Origin of the sequence: Blastomonas ursincola (assembly GCF_013607875.1) — a bacterium.
GTDB classification, from domain to species: domain Bacteria; phylum Pseudomonadota; class Alphaproteobacteria; order Sphingomonadales; family Sphingomonadaceae; genus Blastomonas; species Blastomonas ursincola.
On sequence record NZ_VDES01000003.1, the window covers coordinates 435,168 to 456,034 of the forward strand.

The window sequence follows — 20,867 nt, forward strand, 5'->3', positions numbered from 1 at the left end:
GCGATCAGGCGCGCGGATGCGCGTTCTCGTACACGTCGAGCAGGTGCGCGGCATCGACCTGGGTGTAGATCTGGGTCGATGACAGGCTCGCATGGCCGAGCAGTTCCTGCAGCGAGCGCAGGTCAACGCCGCCCGCGAGCAGATGCGTCGCAAAACTGTGGCGCAGCGCGTGCGGTGTCGCATCCTCGGGCAGGCCGAGCAGGCGGCGCGCGTTCATCATCGCCCGGCGGACGAGCGCTGGCGAGAGCGGCCCGCCGCGCGTGCCCCGGAACAGCGGCTGGTCACGTTCGAGCGCAAAGGGGGCGAGGGCAGCATAATGCGCGATCGCCTCGCGCAGTTGCGGCAGCACCGGTACGACGCGTGGCTTGTTGCCCTTGCCGATGATGCGCAGCGTCTCGCCGACCGGCAGGATCTCGGCCTTCAGTCCCGTCGCTTCGCTGATTCGCAGTCCTGCGCCATAAAGCAGCAGCAGCACTGCCCAGTCGCGCGCCTGCACCCAGGCAGGAGCATCGCGCGCGGCCATGGTATCGCCCAGGGCCATGATGTCATCGGGCGCGATCGGGCGGGGGAGCGAGCGCTTGAGCCTCGGCCCCTTGAGGCGCGGTGGCGCGCTCTCGCTGCCCGCTTCGTACGCCGCAAAAGCCAGGAAGGCGCGGATCGCCGACAGTTCGCGCGCGGTACTGCGGTTGGTGAGACCATCGCCGCGTCTTGACGCCAGGAACGCGCGCAGGTCTGCCGGGGTCGCGCTGGCCAGGCGCCGGTCGGTCGCAGCCTCGCCCCAATGGTCGCCCAGAAAATCGACCAGCCGCTCGGCAGTGGCGACATAGGCGCGCACGGTGTGCAGCGAGCGGCGGCGGTTATCGGCAAGGTGCGACCGCCAGCGTTCGAGCAGATGCGGGGGCGGGTTCGCGGTCATGCGGTCAGGCTATCAGAGCGCTTGCGGCGGCTCAATCGCGACCAGTTCGGCGAGCAGGGCATCGAGCAGCGGCATGCCTCGCTCGGTCACGGTCAGATGCGAAGCGGTCATGTGCGCGAGGCCCAGTGCCGACAGCTTTTCGGCAGCCGCCCGGTCGATTAGTGCAGCCTCAGCCACGCCTGACAGCGCGGCGATCCGGGCCAGATCGACGCCCTCAGCCAGGCGCAGGCCCATCAGCAGCGCCTCCATCGCGCGGGTTTCCGCGTCCAGAGGGCGTTCGACCGAGAGGCCATGACCGTTGCGCGCGACGGCGGCGAGATAGTTTTCGGGCTTGCGGTGCCGCTCGGTTGCAAGGCTCCCGCGCCGTCCATGCGCGCCGGGACCGATCCCGGCATAGTCGCCATAGCGCCAATAGGTGAGATTGTGGCGGCTCTGCTCGCCGGGCCGGGCATGGTTACTGATCTCATAGGCAGGAAGGCCGTGTGCGCTGGTCAAGCTGCGGGTCAGGTCGAACAGGTCGGCGCAATGGTCGTCATCGGCGGGGACCAGCTCGCCGCGCCGCACCAGCGTCTCGAACCGCGTGCCGGGCTCGATGGTCAGCTGGTAGAGTGAAAGGTGGCCGGTGCCGAAGCTGAGTGCCCGGGAGAGCTCGGCCTCCCATTGGCCGAGCGTCTGGCCGGGCCGGGCATAGATCAGGTCGAACGAGACGCGGCTGAAATGCTGCTGCGCGGTAGCGAGCGCGCGCACCCCCTCGTCCACACCATGCGCTCGCCCCAGAAAGCCGAGCGTCGCATCGTCGAGCGCCTGCAACCCCAGTGACACGCGGTTGACCCCCGCGCGCGCGAGATCGGCGAAGCGCGCAGCCTCGACCGAGGAAGGATTGGCCTCGAGCGTGATCTCGATGTTGTCGCTGGCGGGCCAATGGCCGGTGGCTGCCTCGATCAGCGCCTCGACCAAGCCGGGCGGCATCAGCGACGGCGTGCCACCGCCGAAAAAGATCGATCCAAGCGCACGGCCCGGCAGGATCGCGGCTTCATGCGCGAGATCGGCGAGCAGGGCCGCCTGCCATTCAGCGATGTCAACGCTCTCGCGGACATGGCTGTTGAAATCGCAATAGGGGCATTTGGAGACGCAGAACGGCCAGTGGATATAGAGCGCCAGCGGCTCCGCCCGGTCATCCGCCACCGGAGACGCAGTCAGGGGTTCAGTGATCAAGACAGGCCTTGACCAGCTTGGCAAAGGCATCGGCGCGGTGACTGATGCTGTGCTTGTGCGCAGGGTCCAGCTCGGCGAAAGTCTGATCGAACCCGCTCGCGACGAAGACCGGATCGTAACCGAAGCCGAGCGTGCCGCGCGGCGGCCAGGTCAGCGCTCCGTGGACCTGACCTTCGAATAGCTCCGAATGTCCATCGGGCCAGGCGAGCGCCAGCGTGCAGGTGAAATAGGCGCTGCGATCGACATGGGGGCCGAGTTCGCACAGGCGTCCCTCGACCTTGCCCATCGCCATGTACCAGTCGCGCCCCGGCGCACCCTCGAACCATTGCCGCTCGGCCCAGTCGGCGGTGTAGACGCCCGGCGCGCCGCCTAGAGCCGCGACGCACAGCCCGCTGTCATCGGCGAGCGCGACGCAATTGGCCCCCTTGGCCGAAGCATGCGCTTTCAGCAGCGCGTTCTCGGCGAAGGTCGTGCCTGTTTCCTCGGGCTCGGGCAGGCCGAGATCGCCCGCCGAGACCGGCTCGATGCCGAACGGTTCGAGCAGCGCGCGGATCTCGCGCACCTTGCCCTGATTATGGCTGGCGATCACCAGCCTGCCAGGTTCGAGCCTGCGTGCCGCCATGACGTCAACCGACCGCCTTGCCCTGCGCCTCGAAAATCTGCGCGCAGCCCATGCGGGCGAGGCGCAGCAGGCGCAGCAAAGCTTCCTCGTCATAGGGTGCGCCCTCGGCAGTGGCCTGCGCTTCGGCGATATTGCCGCCCTCGATCAGCACGAAATTGGCATCGGCATCGGCGTTCGAATCCTCGATATAGTCGAGGTCCAGCACCGGCGTGCCCTGATGGATGCCGCAGCTGATCGCGGCGACCTTGGCGGTGATCGGGTCGTCCTTGATGAGGCCTTGCGCCATCAGTCCGTTGACTGCGAGGCGCAGCGCCACCCACGCGCCCGAGATCGACGCGGTGCGCGTGCCGCCATCGGCCTGAATGACGTCGCAATCGACCGTGATCTGACGCTCGCCGAGCTTCTTGAGGTCGACGACGGCGCGCAGCGAACGGCCGATCAGCCGCTGGATTTCCTGGGTCCGCCCCGATTGCTTGCCCTTCGCTGCCTCGCGCTGCCCGCGCGTGTGGGTCGCGCGCGGCAGCATAGAATATTCCGCCGTGACCCAGCCTTCGCCCTTGCCCTTGAGCCAAGGCGGCAGGCGCTCCTCGATGCTCGCGGTCACCAGCACGCGGGTGTCCCCGAAACCGATCAGGCAGCTGCCCTCGGCATGCTTGGTAAAGCCGGTCTCGATGCTGATGGCACGCATTTCGTCGGGGGCGCGGCCGGATGGGCGCATAGGTGATTCTCCAATAGGTCGGACCCGCTGTCCGTTCCGCGCCGATAGCGGGCGGTTGGCAGATTGGAAAGCGCCAAGCCTCTTGCCAGCCGAATGCAAAAATGGCAGGGGACGCACCTTGCCAGCGACCATGGGCGATTAGCTCAGTTGGTAGAGCATCTCGTTTACACCGAGAGGGTCGGCAGTTCGAGCCTGTCATCGCCCACCATGGTCGGCAATGCGTTGCGCAAGAGCAACGCTGTTCGACAAAATTCCACGAAGCCGGTTTCGTTCAGCTACTGGTCAGGCTGTGCGCGACATCACACGCGCATGTCGAGCCACCTGATCCTGACAGTCATTCTGGGCAGCACCCTGCCGCTGCTGCCAGTGTCGTTCGTCAATCTGGACCGCGCCGTTCCGGCGCAGGAGGATTGCGTGGGCAAGAAGCGGGTTGCGACCGTGCCTGCACGCGCAAAGAAGGAGGCATCGCGCAAGCGCTGCCGCGTGATTGCGCCGATCCTGATGTGATAGGGACCGCTCAGCCCTTGGCGGCGAGCGTTTCTTCCATCAGCGCCGACGCGCGGGTGCCGTTCCAGTCCATCCCGCCGATCATCCGCCAGACTTCCTTGCCTTGCGCATCATAAAGCACTGTCGTCGGCATCACGCCGGTCTGATAGCTGAAGCCCAGATTGTTTTCCTGGTCGGTATAGGGCTGCAGGTTCTTGAAGCCCTTTTCGGCAAAGAACGGGGCGATCTTGTCGAGATCCTGCATGTCCTGCGACACGGTGAGCACGACCAGCCGGTCCTTTTCGCGCGCGGCCAGGGCATCGAGCGTCGGCATCTCGACCACGCAAGGCCCGCACCAGGTCGCCCAGAGGTTGACTAGCACCGGCTTGCCCTTGAACGCGGCGAGCGTGACCGTCTTGCCGTCGGGATCCTTGAAGCTGACATCGGGCGCAGCCTTGCCCCGCTGCGAGATGTCGAGCGTGCCTGAGAGCGGCACATCCGGGCCTGCCTTTTCTGCGGTTTTTTCCGCGCCTGCGGGTTGCTCCCCGGCGGGCGATTGCCTATCGCACGCGCCAGTTGCCAGAGCGGCCAGGGCCACCACCGGCCAGAGGCTGCGGCGCGAAAGATGGACGATAGGCATGGGAAACAACTCCAACAGCATGTGGGGCGGACGCTTCGCCGCCGGGCCATCCGACGTGATGCGGGCCATAAATGCTTCGATCCCGTTCGACAAGGCGCTGTGGCGGCAGGATATTGACGGATCGCTCGCGCATGTCGCGATGCTGGACGCTCAGGGGATCATCCCCGCCGCCGATGCAGAGGCGATTACCCAAGGCCTCCAGCAGATTGCCGAGGAATATGCCGCGAACGGCGTCGCCGAGGATTGGGCGCTCGAGGACATCCACATGCATGTCGAGGCGCGGCTCGCCGAGCTGATCGGCCCGGCGGCAGGGCGCCTGCATACCGCGCGCTCGCGCAACGACCAGGTTGCGACCGATTTCCGCCTCTGGGTGCGCGATGCGTGCGATGCGGCCGATGCCGCGCTCAAGGCGCTGCAGACGGCGCTTGTCAACCGCGCCGAACAGCATGTCGATGCGATCATGCCGGGCTTCACGCATCTCCAGATCGCGCAGCCGGTGACGCTCGGCCACCATCTGCTCGCCTATTACGAGATGTTCGCGCGCGATCGCGACCGTTTTGCTAGCGCACGGGCGCGGATGAACCAGTGTCCGCTGGGATCGGCAGCGCTCGCTGGAACCGGCTTCCCAATCGACCGCGACGCCACGGCCAGCGCGCTCGGTTTCGACCGGCCCACCGCCAATTCGCTCGACGCGGTATCGGATCGCGACTTCGCGCTCGATTACCTCAATGCCGCCGCGCAATGCGCGCTGCACCTGTCGCGGCTGGCCGAGGAATTCATCATCTGGGCGAGCCAGCCTTATGGCTTCGTCAAGCTGCCCGACAGCTTCTCGACCGGATCGTCGATCATGCCGCAGAAGCGCAATCCCGATGCGGCGGAACTGGTGCGCGGCCATGCCGGGCGGATCATCGGCTGCCAGACCGCGCTGATGGTGACGATGAAGGGCCTGCCGCTCGCCTATTCCAAGGACATGCAGGACGACAAGCCGCCGGTGTTTGAATGCGAAGGCCTGCTGATGCTCAGCCTAGCCGCGATGACCGGGATGGTCGCCGAAACCGGGTTCGATACCGCCGCGATGCGCAAGGCGACCGAGCGCGGCTTTGCCACCGCGACCGACCTTGCCGACTGGCTGGTGCGCCAGGCAGACATCCCGTTCCGCGAGGCGCATCACATTACCGGCGCGGTGGTCAAGCTGGCCGAGGGCAGGGGCGTCGCGCTCGATGCGCTCGCGCTGGACGAGTTGCAGGCGATCGACCCGCGCATTACCGAGGCGGTCTATCCCGCGCTGTCGGTCGATGCCTCGGTCGCCAGCCGCAACAGCTATGGCGGCACCGCGCCCGATCAGGTAAGGCAGCAGGTGGCCCGCGCCCGTGCCGCGCTGGCGGGAGAATGACGATGCCGCGTACCGCAACCCTGATCGCTGCTGCTGCGCTCACCGCGCTGGTCGCGCTGCCCGGCTGCGGCAGCCGGCAGAAGCTGACCGCGGTCAAGGGCATGAAACCCGTGCCTCCCGCTTATGGCGCTGTCGGTGCTGCCGGACCCAACGAGCTGCTCGAGCCGAGCACCCAGTCGCGGCCCGAGCGCAATGTCGAGCTGCGCCGCAAGTCCGAAGCGCGGGTCGACGATCCGTTCGACCTTCCTCCCGAATAACAGGACTGTCCCCCTCATGGATCATTTCGCACTGGTAGACGGTGAGCTGTTTGCCGAACGCGTTCCGCTGGCGCGCATTGCCGAAGAGGTCGGCACCCCCGTCTATGTCTATTCGCGCGCGACGCTCGAGCGCCATGCCGATGTGTTTCGCGAAGGCCTGGCAGGTGTGGAACGCAAGCACCTGGCATTTGCGGTAAAATCCAATCCGAACCTGGCCGTGCTCAAGGTGCTGGCCGGACGCGGTTATGGCGCCGATGTCGTTTCTGCAGGCGAGCTCGACCGCGCGCTGGCGGCAGGGATTGCCGCGCATGACATCGTGTTTTCGGGCGTCGGCAAGACCGAGACCGAGATGCGCCATGCGCTGGCCAAGGGCATCGGCCAGTTCAACATCGAATCCGAAGAGGAAGGCCGCATGCTCGCTGCGGTCGCCGCCGCGATGGGGCTGACCGCGCAGGCGACGCTGCGCATCAATCCCGATGTCGATGCGGGCACGCATGCCAAGATCTCGACCGGCAAGGCCGACAACAAGTTCGGCGTCGGCCTGCATGTCGGTCCCGGCATCTATCAGCGCCTGTCGCAGCTTCCCGGCATCTCGCTGCGCGGGGTCGCGGTGCATATCGGCAGCCAGCTGCTCAGCCTCGATCCGCTCGAAGCCGCGTTCGGCAAGATCGGCGAGCTGGTCGCGCATTTGCGTGAGCAGGGACACACGATCACCCATGTCGATCTGGGCGGCGGCCTGGGCGTGCCCTATCAGGCCGCGACCGAACCACCATCGCCCGCCGATTATGGCGCGCTGGTCGCCCGGGTGACACGCGACTGGGACGCGGTGATCCAGTTTGAACCGGGCCGCGTGATCGCGGGAAATGCCGGGGTTCTGCTCACCCGCGTGATCCGTATCAAGCCAGGCATCCGTGATCCCTTTGTGGTCGTCGATGCCGCGATGAACGACCTTGCCCGACCCGCGCTCTACGATGCCTGGCATGATTTCGAGGCCGTGCGTCCAAATGGCACCCGGATGACGGCGAACATCGTTGGCCCGGTGTGCGAAAGCGGCGATACCTTCGCCATGGGCCGCGACATCGATACCGTCAGCGATGGCGACCTGGCGATCTTCCGCACCGCGGGAGCCTATGGCGCGACCATGGCGAGCAGTTATAACAGCCGCGGCATCGTCGCAGAGGTGCTGGTCGATGGCGACCGCTATGCCGTGGTCGCCAACCGCATCAGCCCTGCCGAGATCATGGCGGCGGAAACCGTGCCCGACTGGCTGTGAACCAGCTTCCCATCTTCGTGAACCTGCGCGGGATGCCAGTCATCCTGCTGGGCGATGGCGAGATGGCGGATGCGAAGCGGCGGCTGATCGAGCGGGCAGGGGGGATCTGCGTCGCCGAGGACAATCGCGATGCTCGCATCGCCATCGTTGCGCTGGAGGCTGAGGCTCAGGCCATCGCCGCTGTCGAACGGCTCAAGGCACGCGGCTTGCTGGTCAATGCGGTCGATCGGCCTGCGCTGTGCGATTTCACCACCCCTGCGATCATCGACCGCGATCCGGTGCTGATCGCCATCGGCACCGGCGGGGCCTCAGCGGGCCTGGCCAAGGCGCTCCGCCAGCGGTTCGAGGCGATGTTGCCAGCAGGGCTGGGCGGGCTGGCGCACGCACTCGATGCGGCGCGCGATGCCATCCGTGCGCGCTGGCCCGGCGGTCCGGAGCGCAGGCGGGCGATCGATGCGGCGCTGGCACCGGGGGGACCGCTCGATCCTCTATCCGATCAAGACGCTGATGCCGTTGAGAAGTGGATCGAACATGGCGGCGAGGGTGTCGGATCGGGCCTCTATACGCTGACGATTGCCTCGCCCGACCCCGACGATCTGACCTTGCGTCAGGTGCGATTGCTGGGGAGCGCGGATCTGGTGCTGCATCCTGCCGGTATGCCGAGGTCCATTCTGTCGCGTGCACGCGCCGATGCGGCGATGCGCGTCGATGATGGCCAGGCTGACGAGCCCGGTGTGGTCGTCAGGCTGGCTTGGGCGACGACAGCAGGAAGTTCATGAAGATCGTCGCGATCGGCTTGGCCGGATCGTCCTGCCAGGCCTTGGCCTCGACATTGGCGACGCGCCGCCCGATCCGGGTGACCTCGCCCAGCGCATAGGTCCGCGCCTCGCGTCCGCCGCGCATGAAATTGATCGTGATGTTGACCGGCTTGATCCGCACCGCCGGTTCGTCTGCCGCCACGGTGACCCGCAAAGCGGCAATCGCGGCGATCTCCATCAGCCCGCTCATCGCGCCGCCGTGCAGAAAGCCGGGCCGGCCCATGACCTGCGGCCCGTAATCGAACGCCATCACCGGCAGGCCATTGTGGAGGTGATCGACGGTAATGCCCATCGTCTCTGCAAAGGGCGGCATGAAGCCGAGGATCGCGTTCATATCGGGATCGGTGCTCATCGCTCAGCCCAGAAAATTGTCGACGCGGATGAAGGTGCCCGCAACATGCGCGACCGGATCATCGGGATCGCCATCATGCGCGATGCCGCGCACAAAGGCCATCGACCGCGTGACCTTGTAGCATTCCCCACGACCGATGACGGACTTGCCCGGCGTGGCGGGGCGCATGTAATCGACTCGCAGATCGAGCGTCACCTGCGGGCGGAACTCGCCGATCGCGGTCCAGACCGAAAGGCTGGTGGCATTGTCCATCAGGCTGATGATCGGCCCCGATGCGATGACGCCGCTGTCCACATCGCCAATCAGCCGTTCGGAATAGGGCAGTTCCATCTCGACCCAGCCAACGCCATGTGCGCGGTAACGCATGCCGAGATGCCCGCCATGGCCAAGCTTGCCGAGGATACCCTCGAAGGCGCTGGGATCGAACCAGCCGGGGGGCGTACCGGGTTCGGTCATGCGCGGTGCTCGATTCGGATGGCAAGCAAGGAAGCAGAAAAGGGCTGGGTCATGCTGCGCGGACTGTGCACGCTGCGGCGGAGAGGTCAATGGGCTACGGGAACGGTGGAGATTCCCAGCGCTGCCAGAGTCATGCGACCGGCCAGCCAATCGTCGCGGCGACGCTGCGATAGGCGATTGATGGGTTGCCCTGCCCGGCTATAGTCGCGCAGCGCGACGGGAGGGCGGACCAGCATGTTCATGGCAGATTTCGATATCGGGCAGATCGGCAAGCTGATCCAGATCGCCATGGCCCCGGCATTTCTGCTGCTGGCGACGGGCAATATCCTGCAGATGTTCGCCAATCGCCTCGCCCGCGTAGTCGATCGCGAGCGGGTCCAGATGGCAGAATTTCATCGCACCCAGGGCGAGGCCCATATCCGCGTGGTCAACGAGCTGCGGATCCTCGATCGGCGCGCGGATATCGTCAACAAGGCGATCCTGATGGGGACATTGAGCGCGATCACGGTCGGCGTGGTGATCGCCTCGATCTTCGTGCTGTCGCTCACCGGCTATCGCTTCGGGCAGATCGTCGCCGGCGGCTTCATCCTCGCCATGGCGTTCCTGATCGCCGGGCTGGTGCTGTTCGTGCTCGAGATACGCATGGCGATGCACACGATCCGGATCGAGGAGCGGCTGCTCAAGCTCGACGGGGAATGAAAAAGGCCCCGCCATCGCTGGCAGGGCCCTTTCGGTTCCGCAATGGGTTGAGGTGCGATCAGCCGCCGGTGGGGGCGGCGACAGCACCTGCTGCGGCGGCATCATCGGCAGCGGCGGCCGCAGCCGGGTCTTCGGTCGATGCTGCACCCTCAGCTGCCGGAGCAGCTTCGGCAGCGGGAGCCGCCGGCAGCGGCAGCGGGCTGCCCGACTGGGTGTTCATCCACGCCATCAGGTTGGCGCGGTCTTCAGCCTTGCCAAGGCCCGCAAAGCTCATCTTGGTGCCGTCGGCATAGGCCTTGGGCGAGGTGAGCCACTTGTTCATTTCCTGGAAGGTCCAGGGGCCCGACTTGCTCTTCAGCGCGTCCGAATAGGCAAAACCCGCCACCGAAGCGTGCGGCTTGCCCAGAACGCCGTAAAGATTGGGACCGATACCGTTGGCACCGCCGCTGTTGATCGAATGGCACGAAGAGCACTTGGCGAAGACCTTCTCGCCCTTGGCCGGATCGGCGCTGGCGAGCAGGGTTTCGATCGGAACTTCAGCCGCACCGCCCTCGCCCTCGGAAGAGACGACGCCTTCGATCACATAGCCCAGCTTCTCGGGACGCTCGGGCTTGTCGGCATGGAACACCTTGCCGCTGACGATCGACAGGCCAAGGGCGCAAATGCCCCCCGCAAGAACCCAACCTGCAATCGTGTTTTTGCTGTCCTGCATGCCCTGTTGCCTCATCTTTGATAGGGACGCCATGCGGCCACGGCGCCCTGAAAGGTCGTCATCCGATAAGAACGGCGTCGATCGCCGGCCTTTTCGCCCTGTTGAAAGACCCCGTTGCCGCGTCGCAACAGGGCCGGTCAGCCGCCCCCTCTAATCATGGTCCGTTCGCACTGCAAGCCCCGACACGCGCGATTTCGCCTTGTCGTTACGGCTGGGCCTGCCTATGCGCCGTGCCCATGCAAAGCTACCCTGAGATCGCCCGCCAGATGGTCGAGGACATGGCCCGAATCGCCTCTGCCGAACCGGAGCGATCGATTGCTTATCAGGGCGCGCCGGGCGCCTATTCGCACATCGCTGCACGGGCCTTTGCTCCCGACTGGCATCCGCTGCCATGCTTCTCGTTCCAGGACGCGATGGATGCGGTGAAGGACGGCCGCGCCGCGCGCGCGATCATCCCGATCGAGAACTCGCAGCACGGGCGCGTCGCGGACATCCATTTCCTGCTGCCAGAAAGCGGCCTCACCATCGTCGCCGAATATTTCCTGCCGGTACGCCACTGCCTGCTGGCCAGGGATGACGGGCCGTACCATTCGGCGGTCAGCCATCCGCAGGCGCTGGGCCAGACGCGGCACTATCTGCGCGCGCGCGGGATCGAGCCGGTCAACTACCCCGATACTGCAGGCGCGGCGGCGTTTGTCGCCGAATCGAGCGAACCGGGACTGTGCGCGGTCGCCTCGCGCCTGGCGGGGGACGTGTTCGGGCTCAAGGTGGTCGACGAAGGCATCGAGGACGCCGCGCACAACATGACGCGCTTCGTCGTGCTGGCCGCTCATCGCGACGATCCGATGCCCGATGTGGCCAAGGTGATGACCACCTTCATCTTCGAGGTGAAGAACATCCCCGCTGCCTTGTTCATGGCGCTGTCGGGCTTCGCCACCAATGGCATCAACATGACCAAGCTGGAAAGCTATATCCGCGACGGCAGCTTTGCTGCGGCCGAATTCTACGCGGATATCGAAGGCATGCCCGGCCAGCCTGCAGTGGATCGCGCGCTCGAGGTGCTCGGCTATCACAGCAAATGGGTGCGCATTCTGGGCAGCTATCCGCAGGCCATGTCGCGCGAATAGGCGGTTTCAGTCATCCTTACCGTAAATGCGCTTTGTCAGATGGCGCATGATCGGCGTTACCGTCAGGCCGTGCAGCAGGATCGATCCGAGCACGATCAGTCCCAGGGTTTCCCAGAGGGTGTGCTGCATCGGAAAGTCGCCATGGTTGAGGCCGAAGGCGAGATAATAGACCGAACCCAGCCCGCGAATGCCGAAAAAGGCGATGACGAACTTTTCCAGCGGATGGCGGTCTATGCCGGCCAGCGCGAAATAGCCAATGACCGGACGGATCACGAGCAACACCAGGGCAGCGATCAAGATGTTGGTCCATCCGATATCGCTCAGCAGTTCGCCACCGGTGAGCATCCCGCCGAACAGGACGAGCAGCACCATCATCACCAGGCGCTCGGTCTCGTCGGCAAAATCGTGAAGCTCGCTGTTGAACTCGTCGCCCTCTGCCGAACGCCGCAGGATCAATCCGGCGATGAACACGGCCAGAAATCCATATCCGTGCGCGAATTCGGTCAGCGCATAGATGGCGAGCGTGGCACCCAATGCGATGAAGCCGTCGCCGGTCCGCGACAGGCGGGTGTCCTGGGGCAGGCGATAGATGATCTGGCCCAGCAGCCAGCCGCCGACCGCGCCGACCAGCGCGCCGACGCCCAGACGCCAGGCGACATCGTGCCACAGCCATTCGGCCAGCACGCCTCCGGTCAGCGAAGCGGCGCTGGCTGCAAGCGCAAGGTGAACGAAGGGAAAGGCCAGGGCATCGTTCAGCCCGGCTTCCGAAGTGAGCGCAAAACGGGCCTCGTCGCTGTCTTCACTATCGGGCCGCTCGATCTGGACGTCGGAGGCCAGGACCGGATCGGTGGGCGCAAGACAGGCGCCGAGTAGCAGTGCAGAGGCGAGAGGCAGCCCGAGAATCCACAGCCCCGACAGGGCGATGAACAGGATGGTCAACGGCATGACGATCGCGAGCAGCCGGATGGTCAGGTTCCACCCGCGCCAGCTCAGCGGCCTGCCGATTTTCAGCCCCGCACCCATCAGCGAGACGATGACGATGAACTCGCTCGCCTTTTCGATCAGCACCGGCGATTCGACCGGGTGCGGTGAGAATTGCGCGAGCGGCGTCCATGCGAAGATCGCCATGCCCATGCCGACAAAAATGATCGGCAGCGAAAGCGGCAGCTTCTTCAGCAGCAGCGGCAGCCACGCGACCAGCAACACCACCAGCCCGATCCCGAGCAGCCAGAGCTTGTAATTGTCGAGCAGGAACTGTCCGATCACCGAAGTGAACATCGGATCGGCATAGGCGGTGACGTCAAGGTCCGGAGTCTGAGGAACGATGGTCTGCCGCACAGTATCGATCATCAGTGCGCGGCCCCCCAACTCGGCCCGGTGCCGATCTCCACACCCAGGGGTACGCTGAGCGTGACGGCCGGTTCCGCCGCATTTTCCATGACCGATCGGATCACGGCGGAGGCTGCCTCCACATCGCCTTCGGGCAGTTCGAACACCAGTTCGTCATGCACCTGCAGCAGCATGCGGACGTGACCAAGGCCTGCAGCCTCGAGCGCGGGGTTCATGCGCACCATCGCCCGCTTGATGATGTCCGCACTGGTGCCCTGGATCGGCGCGTTGATCGCCGCGCGCTCGCTGCCCTGGCGCTCGGCCTGGTTCTTCGAGGTGATGCGCGGGAAATGCGTCTTGCGGCCGAACAGCGTCTCGGTAAAGCCGCATTCGCGCGCGCTTGCGAGCGTTTCGGCGATATAGCGGTTGATGCCCGGGAAGCGCTGGAAATAGGTGTCGATCATCGCCTGCGCCTCGTCCGCGCTTACCTCGAGCCGTCCGGCCAGGCCCCAGCGCGAAATGCCGTAGAGGATCGCGAAGTTGATCGTCTTGGCGCGCCCGCGCGTATCGCGATTGACCTCGCCGAACAGCTCCTGCGCGGTGCGGTTATGGATGTCCTCGCCATGGGCAAAGGCATCGCGCAGCGTCTCGACATCGGCCATGTGCGCGGCGAGCCTAAGTTCGATCTGGCTATAGTCCGCCGCGAGGATGACATTGCCGGGTTCGGCGACAAAGGCATGGCGGATCTGGCGGCCGATCTCGGTGCGGATCGGGATGTTCTGGAGGTTCGGCTCGGTCGAGGACAGCCGCCCGGTCTGCGCGCCGACCAGGCTGTAGCTGGTGTGCACGCGGCCAGTGTTCGGGTTGATCTGTTCCTGCAGCGCATCGGTATAAGTCGACTTGAGCTTCGACAGCTGCCGCCAGTCGAGCACCTTGCGCGAGATTTCCGATCCTTCGCCCGCGAGCTTCTCGAGCACGGTGACGTCGGTCGAATAGGCACCTGTCTTGCCCTTTTTGCCGCCCTTGAGGCCCAGCTTGTCGAACAGAATCTCGCCCAATTGCTTGGGGCTGCCGATGGCAAAGCTCTGCCCCGCGAGCTCGTGAATCTCGCCTTCCAGCGCGGCCATGCGCGTGGCGAAATCCTGGCTCAGCGCGGCGAGTTGCTCGCGATCGACCTTGATGCCGTGGCGCTCCATGCCCGCGACGACGGGGATCAGCGGGCGATCGACATTCTGGTAGATGCGCGTCGCGCCCTCGACCGGCAGGCGCGGGCGCAGCACGTGCCACAGCCGCAGCGTGACATCGGCGTCCTCGGCGGCATAGCGCGTCGCATCGGCGAGCGGTACCTCGTTGAAGCCGATCTGCTTCTTGCCGGTGCCGGTAAGCGACTTGAAGCTGATGCACTGATGGCCGAGATGGCGGTCGGCGAGCGCATCCATCCCATGCCCTCCGGTACCGAATTCCTGCCCCGCGTCCAGGTTGAAGCTCATCACCATCGTGTCGTCGATCGGCGAGACATGCACGCCGTGTCGCGCCAGCACGTTGAGATCATATTTGAGGTTCTGGCCGATCTTGAGAACGGCGTCGTCCTCCAGCAGCGGCTTGAGCCGGGCGATCGCGTCGCCGAGCGCGATCTGCTGAGGCTTTTCGGCGAACATGTCGTTGCTGCCATGGCCCAGCGGGATGTAGCAGGCCTCGCCAGGGGCGACCGCCAGGCTGACCCCGACCAGAGCCGCCTGCATCGAATCAAGCGAATCCGTTTCGGTATCGACCGCGACCATGCCAGCAGCCCGCGCCTTGGCGATCCAGGCATCGAGCGCATCGACATCCTGCACGCAGACATAATCGTCGAGGTTGATCGCCGGCATCGCAAGCGGCTGCGGCGTTATCGCATTGTCGCTGCCCGGTGCGTCGCTCGGAGCGCCGGAGGGGGCAGGGGCTGCGTCCGCCGGGCCGCTTGCACCCAGTTTGCGCAGCAGGCTGGTAAAGCCGTGCTTGGTGAGGAATGCGGCGAGCGGCTCGGGCGGGATGTCCTTGAGCAGGAAATCGTCGAGTTCGTTGGGCAGCGGGCAGTCGTCCTTGAGCGTCACCAGCACCTTGCTCAGCCGGGCCATATCGGCCTGCTCGATCAGGCTGTCGCGCATCTTGGAGGGCTTCATCGAGGGCGCCGCCGCGAGCACGCTTTCCAGGTCGCCATGCTCGACAATCAGCTTCGACGCCGTCTTGGGGCCGATGCCGCGAATGCCCGGCACATTGTCGACGGCATCGCCCATCAGCGCGAGCACATCGCCCAGCTGCTCGGGGGTGACACCGAACTTCTCCATCACCGCTTCGGGGCCGAGCCGGGCGTTCTTCATCGTGTCGAGCATGTCCAGCCCGGGCTGGATGAGCTGCATCAGATCCTTGTCCGAACTGACGATGGTGACCTTCCAACCCTTGGCGAGGGCATCCTTGGCATAGCTCGCGATGATGTCGTCCGCCTCGACATTGTCTTCCTCGATGCAGGGCATCGAAAAGGCGCGCGTCGCATCGCGGATCAGCGGGAATTGCGGTCGCAGATCCTCGGGCGGCTCGGGCCGGTGCGCCTTGTACTGGTCATAAAGCTCGTTGCGAAAGCTCTGCGAGCTCTTGTCGAGAATCACCGCCATATGCGTCGGGCCATCGGCCTTGTGCAGGTCATCGGCGAGCTTCCAGAGCATGGTCGTATAGCCGTAGACCGCGCCGACCGGCGTGCCTTCCGGATTGGTCAGCGGCGGCAGCCGGTGATAGGCGCGAAAGATATACGAGGAGCCGTCGACGAGATAGAGATGGTTCTGCTGTGCCATGGCGGCAGCGATAGCAGCGGCGGTGCGCAGGGTCATGCGATTTTGGAACCGCCCATGCCGTGGCGCGTAAGCGGGTCGGGGAAGGTGCCGTATCGGGCACCCTATTGAAGGAGCTATCCCATGCGAAATCTAGCCATTGCCAGTGTCACGGCCCTCGCGCTCGGACTTGCCGCCTGCTCGGCCGAAACCGAACAGAAGGCCGATGCGGCCGCCGAAGCTGCTGGCGATGATATCGAGGCCAATGCCAACGCGGCGGGTGAAGTCATCGAGAATGCCGCTGACGATGTGGAGGCCAGCGTGGACGAAGCCGCGAAGGATCTCGACGCCGAGGCCGACAAGGCCGGCGACAAGATCGAGAAGGAATGGGACGAAGCCAAGGCCGAGGCCAAGGAAGAAGCCCAGTAATCTCTCGCAATTCCGTTACAGCAGGTCAGCCTGTTCGATCCGGTCGCTACCGGCGGGCAGGCTGATTTGCATTCCATCCTCGCCCATCACAACCTTGCCCGCATAGGCCGCCGAAACCCCGCGCAGGAAATAGGGGTGGAGGAGCCGCGAGGGCATGCGCGGAACGATATGGGTGAAGACGAGCATCTTTGCCTTGCCTCGCTGCGCGATCCCGGCCACCGCCACCGGCGAGCTATGATAGCCCGGAATGTCGGACATGATCTTGGCGATGCGCCTGTCGTCGGCGGCCTTGGCGGTTGCCGATATCTTGCCGACCATGGCCGGGTTCAGAACCTCATGCACCAGAACGTCGCAGCCCTTGCACATCTGCGCCACGGTTGATGTCGGCGCGGTATCTCCGCTGATGACAATCGAACGCCCCTTATAGTCGAACCGGTATCCCAATGCGGGCTCGACCGGATCATGCTTCACCTTGAACGCAGTGATCTTCACGCCGCCTCGGTTGTAGACAAGCTGCGGCGCGTTCGTTGACGCAATGGTCAGCGCCCGCGCGCCCGCACCGCTGCGCGGCATGATGTCAGCCCCGTGATGCGCGATGCGATAGCCGTAATCGGCGGTATAGGCAGTGTCGAAACCGCTCACGACCCGTTCCACGCCGTCTGGGCCATAGACCGGCATCGGCTGCTTGCGCCCGCTCGCTGCCCAGCGCAGCATCAGGACCTCGCCAAGCCCATCGATATGGTCCGAATGAAAATGGGTGAGCAGCGTCGCGTCGATCCTGCCCAGCGGGATGCTCATCTCGCCGATGCGCCTGCCAGCGCCAGAGCCTGAATCGACCAGAAACAGCTGCTTGCCCGCCAGCACCAGCGTGCACGGGCCCGAACGATCCGGATCGGGCAGGGGAGATCCGGTACCGCACAGGATGACGTGCAGCCCATCAGGCAGACCTGCAATGGCGTCCTGGCCGTAATTCGCCTCGACCGCGCGATTGAACACGATCTCGCCAAGCCGATCGCGCGAGAGCCAGGCAAGCCCTCCGACAGTCGCGATAATGACGACCAGCCCGATGACGACACGTCGCATGAACCCCTCCCCAATATTATGTCACTATCCGTGCCATAATATTGGGCCGTCCGCCAGCGCTTTGTATCGGGCTTGGCGGACGTCCTCAGACGCGTTAGGCTCGTCCCGCCCGCAACTGGCGCATCGGATGGATTACCATCGGGGAGCGGGCGCTTGTCACTGTCGCGCGCCTGGGCAATCTTCCTCGCACGAAAGGAATGCCCCATGACCGATGCGCCTCCATTTCACGTCGTCTTCGCGATCTTCGACCGGATCACCCAGCTCGATTTCACCGGGCCGGCGCAATTCCTGTGCCGGATGCCGGGAGCGAAGGTGCACGTGGCCGCGGCGACGCTTGACCCAGTGATGACCGATGCCGGGTTCGCTATCGTGCCGACCATCAGCTTTGACGATTGCCCGCAGGGGGACCTGTTGTGCGTGCCGGGCGGGCTGGGGGTGCCTGCGGCACTGGCTGCCACGCCGCTGATTGATTTCGTCCGCCGCCAGGGGGCCGCCGCGCAATGGGTAACGAGCGTTTGCACCGGCGCGTTCATTCTGGGGCGCGCGGGATTGCTGCAGGGCAAGCGCGCGACGACGCACTGGGGCTATACCGGGCAGCTGCCGCTGGTGGGGGCCATATACGAGCCCGCGCGCACGGTGTTTGATGGCAATGTCATCACCGCAGGCGGCGTGACATCGGGCATCGATTTCGCGCTCTCGGTCATCGCGCATCTGCACGGCGAGGACGTCGCGCGGTCGATCCAGCTCAATTTCGAATATGACCCCGCGCCGCCCTATGCGGGTGGCACGCCCGGGACCAGCCCGGAGCCGATCGTCACGATGATGCGCGAGCGCTTCTACGATGCCCGCGCGGCCGAGATGGAAGCCGCGCTCAACGCCACGGCCTGAGCACAAGAAAAGGACCGGAAGGTTTCCCCTCCGGCCCCGTTTCTCTTGTCGGCTGTGCCGAACGGTCTGGATCAGAAATCCATGCCGCCCATGCCGCCCATGCCGCCGGGCATTCCGCCCATGCCGCCACCGGCTGCCTTGTCTTCCGGAGCGTCGCAGATCGCGGCTTCGGTGGTGATCAGCAGACCAGCGACCGAGGCAGCGTCCTGCAGCGCAGCGCGCACGACCTTGGTCGGGTCGATGACGCCAGCGGCGACCAGGTTTTCATAGGTGTCGGTCGCGGCGTTGAAGCCCAGCGTCGGATCGTTGCCGTCGAGCAGCTTGCCCGAGACCACCGCACCATCATGACCGGCATTCTGCGCGATCTGACGGACGGGAGCGAACAGCGCCTTGCGGATGATGTCGATGCCGCGGGTCTGGTCGTCGTTCTCGCCGGTCAGGCCTTCGAGCGCCGAGGTGGCGTACAGCAGCGCCGTACCACCGCCGGGGACGATGCCTTCTTCGACGGCAGCACGGGTGGCGTGCAGCGCATCGTCGACGCGGTCCTTCTTTTCCTTCACTTCGACTTCCGAAGCACCGCCGACCTTGATCACGGCGACGCCGCCAGCGAGCTTGGCCAGACGCTCCTGGAGCTTCTCGCGGTCGTAATCGCTGGTGGTGTTGTCGATCTGGGTGCGGATCGCTTCGACGCGAGCCTTGATCGCATCGGCTTCACCGGCGCCATCGACGATGGTGGTGTTGTCCTTGTCGATCGAAACGCGCTTGGCCTGACCCAGCATGCCGAGCGTGACGTTCTCGAGCTTGATGCCCAGGTCTTCGCTGATCATCTCGCCCTTCGACAGGATCGCGATGTCTTCGAGCATCGCCTTGCGACGGTCACCGAAGCCCGGAGCCTTGACGGCCGCGACCTTCAGGCCACCGCGCAGCTTGTTGACCACCAGGGTAGCCAGCGCTTCGCCTTCGATGTCTTCAGCGATGATCAGCAGCGGACGACCGGTCTGCACGACAGCTTCCAGAATCGGGAGCATCGCCTGCAGGTTCGACAGCTTCTTCTCGTGGATCAGGATGTAGGGGTTATCCAGTTCCACGGTCATCTTGTCGGGGTTGGTGATGAAATAGGGCGACAGGTAACCGCGGTCGAACTGCATGCCTTCGACGACATCGAGTTCGAACTCGAGGCCCTTGGCTTCCTCGACGGTGATCACGCCTTCCTTGCCGACGCGCTCCATGGCTTCGGCGATCTTCTCGCCGACTTCACGGTCGCCATTGGCCGAAATGATGCCGACCTGTGCGATCTCGTTCGAACCGGCCACGTCCTTCGAGCGGCTCTTCAGGTTCTCGACGACCTTGGTGACGGCGAGGTCGATACCGCGCTTCAGGTCCATCGGGTTCATGCCGGCGGCGACCGACTTCATGCCTTCGCGCACGATCGCCTGGGCCAGAACGGTGGCGGTGGTGGTGCCGTCACCGGCAATGTCGTTGGTCTTGGAAGCGACTTCCTTGACCATCTGCGCACCCATGTTCTCGAACTTGTCCTTCAGTTCGATTTCCTTGGCGACGCTGACGCCGTCCTTGGTGATGCGGGGAGCGCCGAAGCTCTTGTCGATGACGACGTTGCGGCCCTTGGGGCCCAGGGTCACCTTGACGGCATCGGCCAGGATATCCACGCCGCGCAGGATGCGTTCGCGTGCGTCGCGGCCAAACTTTACGTCTTTAGCTGCCATGAGAAATGTTCCTTCTTGTCGAATGAGGTCGGTGGGTCAAATGGGCTTAAATCAGCCGAGAATGCCCAGAATGTCGCTTTCCTTCATGATGATCCGGTCTTCGCCGTTGATCTTCACTTCGGTGCCCGACCACTTGCCGAACAGGATCTTGTCGCCGACCTTGACGTCGAGCGCGATGCGGTTGCCGGCTTCGTCACGGGTGCCTTCGCCGACGGCGATCACTTCGCCTTCCGACGGCTTTTCCTTGGCTGCGTCGGGGATGATGATCCCGCCAGCGGTCTTTTCCTCGGCTTCGATGCGGCGCACCAGAACCCGGTCGTGCAACGGACGAAATGTCATGCGTTAAGCCTTTCCTTGCGTCACTGAAATTAGTGAAACCCCCTTCGCGGCTGGCACAGGATATTGCGCCCGCCCTCGCGATTAGCACTCGATCGGGGTGAGTGCTAACGAGGCGCTAGATAGCGCTGGAGCAGACAGGGTCAAGCGATTCACGCAGGAAATTTTTTGCGGGAAGCGCGAGATCGCGGTAACCTGCCCCCAGGCTCGCACGAAAGATCGCACTGACAGGCAGGCTGGACAGCCGCGCTGTCCAACTTGCCAACCCATATTCTCATGAAGGAACTTGCCATGTCGAACTCGATCATCACTCTGGGCGCAGCAGCTGCTGCCGTTCTTGCCGCTGCCACCATCGCAGCAACCCCCGCTGCCGCAGCCGGCGAAAAGGAAAAGTGCTACGGCGTCTCGCTGAAGGGCAAGAACGACTGCGCCGCTGGCCCGGGCACCTCGTGCGCCGGGACTTCGACCGTCGATTACCAGGGTAATGCCTGGAAATATGTCGCCAAGGGCGAGTGCGCCAAGCTGGGCGGTTCGCTGACCGCGCTCAAGGGTGCCAAGAAGCCAACCCCGCGCGGCTGATGCAACGGTATCGG

General features: G+C 64.8%; 23 protein-coding genes, 1 tRNA gene and 1 riboswitch. Of the genes, 11 read left to right on the plus strand and 13 right to left on the minus strand.

The window, feature by feature from the left end:
- Nucleotides 1–4: 4 nt before the first annotated feature.
- From FG486_RS15910 to rph, 4 genes are read right to left on the minus strand one after another with little or no spacing between them, the layout of a single operon-like run.
- Nucleotides 5–916 carry a tyrosine recombinase XerC gene (locus FG486_RS15910; protein WP_181268247.1) on the minus strand — a complete coding sequence of 304 codons (912 nt, stop codon included), beginning with the start codon at nt 914–916 and terminating at the stop codon, nt 5–7.
- Between the two features lie 12 nt (nt 917–928).
- Complete coding sequence (gene hemW / locus FG486_RS15915) at nt 929–2,128, minus strand: radical SAM family heme chaperone HemW (protein WP_422125063.1); 1,200 nt, start codon at nt 2,126–2,128, stop codon at nt 929–931.
- Nucleotides 2,121–2,753 (minus strand): RdgB/HAM1 family non-canonical purine NTP pyrophosphatase, encoded by a 633-nt coding sequence (gene rdgB, locus FG486_RS15920; protein ID WP_181268249.1) that lies wholly within the window; start codon nt 2,751–2,753, stop codon nt 2,121–2,123. The genes hemW and rdgB overlap by 8 nt, the downstream gene beginning before the upstream one ends.
- Before the next feature lie 4 nt (nt 2,754–2,757).
- On the minus strand, nt 2,758–3,471 hold the full coding sequence (gene rph / locus FG486_RS15925) for a ribonuclease PH (RefSeq protein WP_066283087.1): 714 nt from the start codon (nt 3,469–3,471) through the stop codon (nt 2,758–2,760).
- A gap of 132 nt (nt 3,472–3,603) precedes the next feature.
- On the opposite strand from rph, the gene FG486_RS15930 reads away from it, so the two are divergent.
- Both FG486_RS15930 and FG486_RS15935 read left to right on the plus strand, forming a co-directional pair.
- A tRNA-Val gene (locus FG486_RS15930) sits at nt 3,604–3,679 on the plus strand.
- Nucleotides 3,679–3,978, plus strand: a complete 300-nt coding sequence (locus FG486_RS15935) for a hypothetical protein (protein WP_181268250.1) — start codon at nt 3,679–3,681, stop codon at nt 3,976–3,978. The genes FG486_RS15930 and FG486_RS15935 overlap by 1 nt, the downstream gene beginning before the upstream one ends.
- A gap of 10 nt (nt 3,979–3,988) precedes the next feature.
- Here the strand turns inward: FG486_RS15935 and FG486_RS15940 are convergent, their stop codons facing one another.
- On the minus strand, nt 3,989–4,597 hold the full coding sequence (locus FG486_RS15940; RefSeq protein ID WP_241695849.1) for a TlpA family protein disulfide reductase: 609 nt from the start codon (nt 4,595–4,597) through the stop codon (nt 3,989–3,991).
- 19 nt (nt 4,598–4,616) lie between these two features.
- Between FG486_RS15940 and argH the strand changes: the two genes are divergently transcribed.
- Genes argH through FG486_RS15960 form a run of 4 tightly spaced genes read left to right on the plus strand, consistent with a single transcriptional unit; the run spans nt 4,617 to nt 8,299 of the window.
- Complete coding sequence (gene argH / locus FG486_RS15945) at nt 4,617–5,990, plus strand: argininosuccinate lyase (protein ID WP_181268423.1); 1,374 nt, start codon at nt 4,617–4,619, stop codon at nt 5,988–5,990.
- Between the two features lie 2 nt (nt 5,991–5,992).
- On the plus strand, nt 5,993–6,247 hold the full coding sequence (locus FG486_RS15950; RefSeq protein WP_422125060.1) for a hypothetical protein: 255 nt from the start codon (nt 5,993–5,995) through the stop codon (nt 6,245–6,247).
- A 16-nt stretch (nt 6,248–6,263) separates the two neighbouring features.
- A complete protein-coding gene (gene lysA, locus FG486_RS15955) occupies nt 6,264–7,520 on the plus strand; it encodes a diaminopimelate decarboxylase (RefSeq protein ID WP_181268253.1) in 1,257 nt (418 codons plus the stop codon).
- The gene (locus FG486_RS15960; protein WP_181268254.1) at nt 7,517–8,299 is read left to right on the plus strand and encodes a siroheme synthase; all 783 of its coding nucleotides are present in this window, start codon (nt 7,517–7,519) and stop codon (nt 8,297–8,299) included. Before lysA ends, FG486_RS15960 begins: the two co-directional genes overlap by 4 nt.
- Here the strand turns inward: FG486_RS15960 and FG486_RS15965 are convergent.
- Together FG486_RS15965 and FG486_RS15970 are read right to left on the minus strand one after the other, a co-directional pair.
- Nucleotides 8,262–8,690: a PaaI family thioesterase gene (locus FG486_RS15965; protein ID WP_181268255.1), complete on the minus strand. Its 429-nt coding sequence runs from the start codon at nt 8,688–8,690 to the stop codon at nt 8,262–8,264. The genes FG486_RS15960 and FG486_RS15965 overlap by 38 nt on opposite strands.
- A 3-nt stretch (nt 8,691–8,693) precedes the next feature.
- The gene (locus FG486_RS15970; protein ID WP_181268256.1) at nt 8,694–9,146 is read right to left on the minus strand and encodes a PaaI family thioesterase; all 453 of its coding nucleotides are present in this window, start codon (nt 9,144–9,146) and stop codon (nt 8,694–8,696) included.
- Between the two features lie 234 nt (nt 9,147–9,380).
- Between FG486_RS15970 and FG486_RS15975 the strand changes: the two genes are divergently transcribed.
- On the plus strand, nt 9,381–9,845 hold the full coding sequence (locus FG486_RS15975; protein WP_082751023.1) for a DUF2721 domain-containing protein: 465 nt from the start codon (nt 9,381–9,383) through the stop codon (nt 9,843–9,845).
- Nucleotides 9,846–9,903: 58 nt separating this feature from the next.
- On the opposite strand, the gene FG486_RS15980 is transcribed toward FG486_RS15975, so the two are convergent.
- On the minus strand, nt 9,904–10,557 hold the full coding sequence (locus tag FG486_RS15980; RefSeq protein ID WP_181268257.1) for a c-type cytochrome: 654 nt from the start codon (nt 10,555–10,557) through the stop codon (nt 9,904–9,906).
- Nucleotides 10,558–10,793: 236 nt separating this feature from the next.
- On the opposite strand from FG486_RS15980, the gene FG486_RS15985 reads away from it, so the two are divergent.
- A complete protein-coding gene (locus FG486_RS15985; RefSeq protein WP_066280843.1) occupies nt 10,794–11,684 on the plus strand; it encodes a prephenate dehydratase in 891 nt (296 codons plus the stop codon).
- Nucleotides 11,685–11,690: 6 nt separating this feature from the next.
- On the opposite strand, the gene FG486_RS15990 is transcribed toward FG486_RS15985, so the two are convergent.
- Together FG486_RS15990 and polA are read right to left on the minus strand one after the other, a co-directional pair.
- Nucleotides 11,691–13,034, minus strand: a complete 1,344-nt coding sequence (locus FG486_RS15990) for a cation:proton antiporter (RefSeq protein ID WP_181268258.1) — start codon at nt 13,032–13,034, stop codon at nt 11,691–11,693.
- Nucleotides 13,034–15,838, minus strand: coding sequence for a DNA polymerase I (polA, locus tag FG486_RS15995; RefSeq protein WP_181268424.1), 2,805 nt, complete (start codon nt 15,836–15,838; stop codon nt 13,034–13,036). The genes FG486_RS15990 and polA overlap by 1 nt, the downstream gene beginning before the upstream one ends.
- 120 nt (nt 15,839–15,958) lie before the next feature.
- Here polA and FG486_RS16000 point away from each other — a divergent pair, with 120 nt between their 5' ends.
- Nucleotides 15,959–16,243, plus strand: a complete 285-nt coding sequence (locus FG486_RS16000; protein WP_181268259.1) for a hypothetical protein — start codon at nt 15,959–15,961, stop codon at nt 16,241–16,243.
- 15 nt (nt 16,244–16,258) lie between these two features.
- Here FG486_RS16000 and FG486_RS16005 read toward each other — a convergent pair whose 3' ends face one another.
- Entirely contained in the window at nt 16,259–17,326 is a 1,068-nt protein-coding gene (locus FG486_RS16005) for an MBL fold metallo-hydrolase (RefSeq protein WP_181268260.1), read from the minus strand.
- A 101-nt stretch (nt 17,327–17,427) separates the two neighbouring features.
- Nucleotides 17,428–17,509, plus strand: a riboswitch (ZMP/ZTP riboswitch).
- Between the two features lie 21 nt (nt 17,510–17,530).
- On the opposite strand from FG486_RS16005, the gene FG486_RS16010 reads away from it, so the two are divergent.
- On the plus strand, nt 17,531–18,214 hold the full coding sequence (locus FG486_RS16010) for a DJ-1/PfpI family protein (RefSeq protein WP_181268261.1): 684 nt from the start codon (nt 17,531–17,533) through the stop codon (nt 18,212–18,214).
- A 71-nt stretch (nt 18,215–18,285) separates the two neighbouring features.
- Here the strand turns inward: FG486_RS16010 and groL are convergent, their stop codons facing one another.
- Entirely contained in the window at nt 18,286–19,938 is a 1,653-nt protein-coding gene (gene groL, locus FG486_RS16015; protein WP_060976940.1) for a chaperonin GroEL, read from the minus strand.
- A gap of 51 nt (nt 19,939–19,989) precedes the next feature.
- Complete coding sequence (gene groES, locus FG486_RS16020) at nt 19,990–20,277, minus strand: co-chaperone GroES (RefSeq protein ID WP_031317559.1); 288 nt, start codon at nt 20,275–20,277, stop codon at nt 19,990–19,992.
- 288 nt (nt 20,278–20,565) lie between these two features.
- On the opposite strand from groES, the gene FG486_RS16025 reads away from it, so the two are divergent.
- On the plus strand, nt 20,566–20,853 hold the full coding sequence (locus FG486_RS16025) for a BufA1 family periplasmic bufferin-type metallophore (RefSeq protein WP_060976941.1): 288 nt from the start codon (nt 20,566–20,568) through the stop codon (nt 20,851–20,853).
- The last annotated feature ends 14 nt before the right edge of the window (nt 20,854–20,867 follow it).

Bases quoted from the DNA above. Each gene is read 5' to 3' on its own strand.
- argH (WP_181268423.1), top strand. From the start codon at position 4,617: ATGTGGGGCGGACGCTTCGCCGCCGGGCCATCCGACGTGATGCGGGCC.
- FG486_RS15940 (WP_241695849.1), bottom strand. From the start codon at position 4,597: ATGCCTATCGTCCATCTTTCGCGCCGCAGCCTCTGGCCGGTGGTGGCC.
- FG486_RS15950 (WP_422125060.1), top strand. From the start codon at position 5,993: ATGCCGCGTACCGCAACCCTGATCGCTGCTGCTGCGCTCACCGCGCTG.
- groES (WP_031317559.1), bottom strand. From the start codon at position 20,277: ATGACATTTCGTCCGTTGCACGACCGGGTTCTGGTGCGCCGCATCGAA.
- rph (WP_066283087.1), bottom strand. From the start codon at position 3,471: ATGCGCCCATCCGGCCGCGCCCCCGACGAAATGCGTGCCATCAGCATC.
- rdgB (WP_181268249.1), bottom strand. From the start codon at position 2,753: ATGGCGGCACGCAGGCTCGAACCTGGCAGGCTGGTGATCGCCAGCCAT.
- FG486_RS15910 (WP_181268247.1), bottom strand. From the start codon at position 916: ATGACCGCGAACCCGCCCCCGCATCTGCTCGAACGCTGGCGGTCGCAC.
- groL (WP_060976940.1), bottom strand. From the start codon at position 19,938: ATGGCAGCTAAAGACGTAAAGTTTGGCCGCGACGCACGCGAACGCATC.
- FG486_RS16025 (WP_060976941.1), top strand. From the start codon at position 20,566: ATGTCGAACTCGATCATCACTCTGGGCGCAGCAGCTGCTGCCGTTCTT.
- lysA (WP_181268253.1), top strand. From the start codon at position 6,264: ATGGATCATTTCGCACTGGTAGACGGTGAGCTGTTTGCCGAACGCGTT.
- FG486_RS15985 (WP_066280843.1), top strand. From the start codon at position 10,794: ATGCAAAGCTACCCTGAGATCGCCCGCCAGATGGTCGAGGACATGGCC.
- FG486_RS15975 (WP_082751023.1), top strand. From the start codon at position 9,381: ATGTTCATGGCAGATTTCGATATCGGGCAGATCGGCAAGCTGATCCAG.
- FG486_RS16005 (WP_181268260.1), bottom strand. From the start codon at position 17,326: ATGCGACGTGTCGTCATCGGGCTGGTCGTCATTATCGCGACTGTCGGA.
- FG486_RS16010 (WP_181268261.1), top strand. From the start codon at position 17,531: ATGACCGATGCGCCTCCATTTCACGTCGTCTTCGCGATCTTCGACCGG.
- FG486_RS15980 (WP_181268257.1), bottom strand. From the start codon at position 10,557: ATGCAGGACAGCAAAAACACGATTGCAGGTTGGGTTCTTGCGGGGGGC.
- FG486_RS16000 (WP_181268259.1), top strand. From the start codon at position 15,959: ATGCGAAATCTAGCCATTGCCAGTGTCACGGCCCTCGCGCTCGGACTT.
- FG486_RS15935 (WP_181268250.1), top strand. From the start codon at position 3,679: ATGGTCGGCAATGCGTTGCGCAAGAGCAACGCTGTTCGACAAAATTCC.
- FG486_RS15965 (WP_181268255.1), bottom strand. From the start codon at position 8,690: ATGAGCACCGATCCCGATATGAACGCGATCCTCGGCTTCATGCCGCCC.
- polA (WP_181268424.1), bottom strand. From the start codon at position 15,838: ATGGCACAGCAGAACCATCTCTATCTCGTCGACGGCTCCTCGTATATC.
- FG486_RS15990 (WP_181268258.1), bottom strand. From the start codon at position 13,034: ATGATCGATACTGTGCGGCAGACCATCGTTCCTCAGACTCCGGACCTT.
- FG486_RS15970 (WP_181268256.1), bottom strand. From the start codon at position 9,146: ATGACCGAACCCGGTACGCCCCCCGGCTGGTTCGATCCCAGCGCCTTC.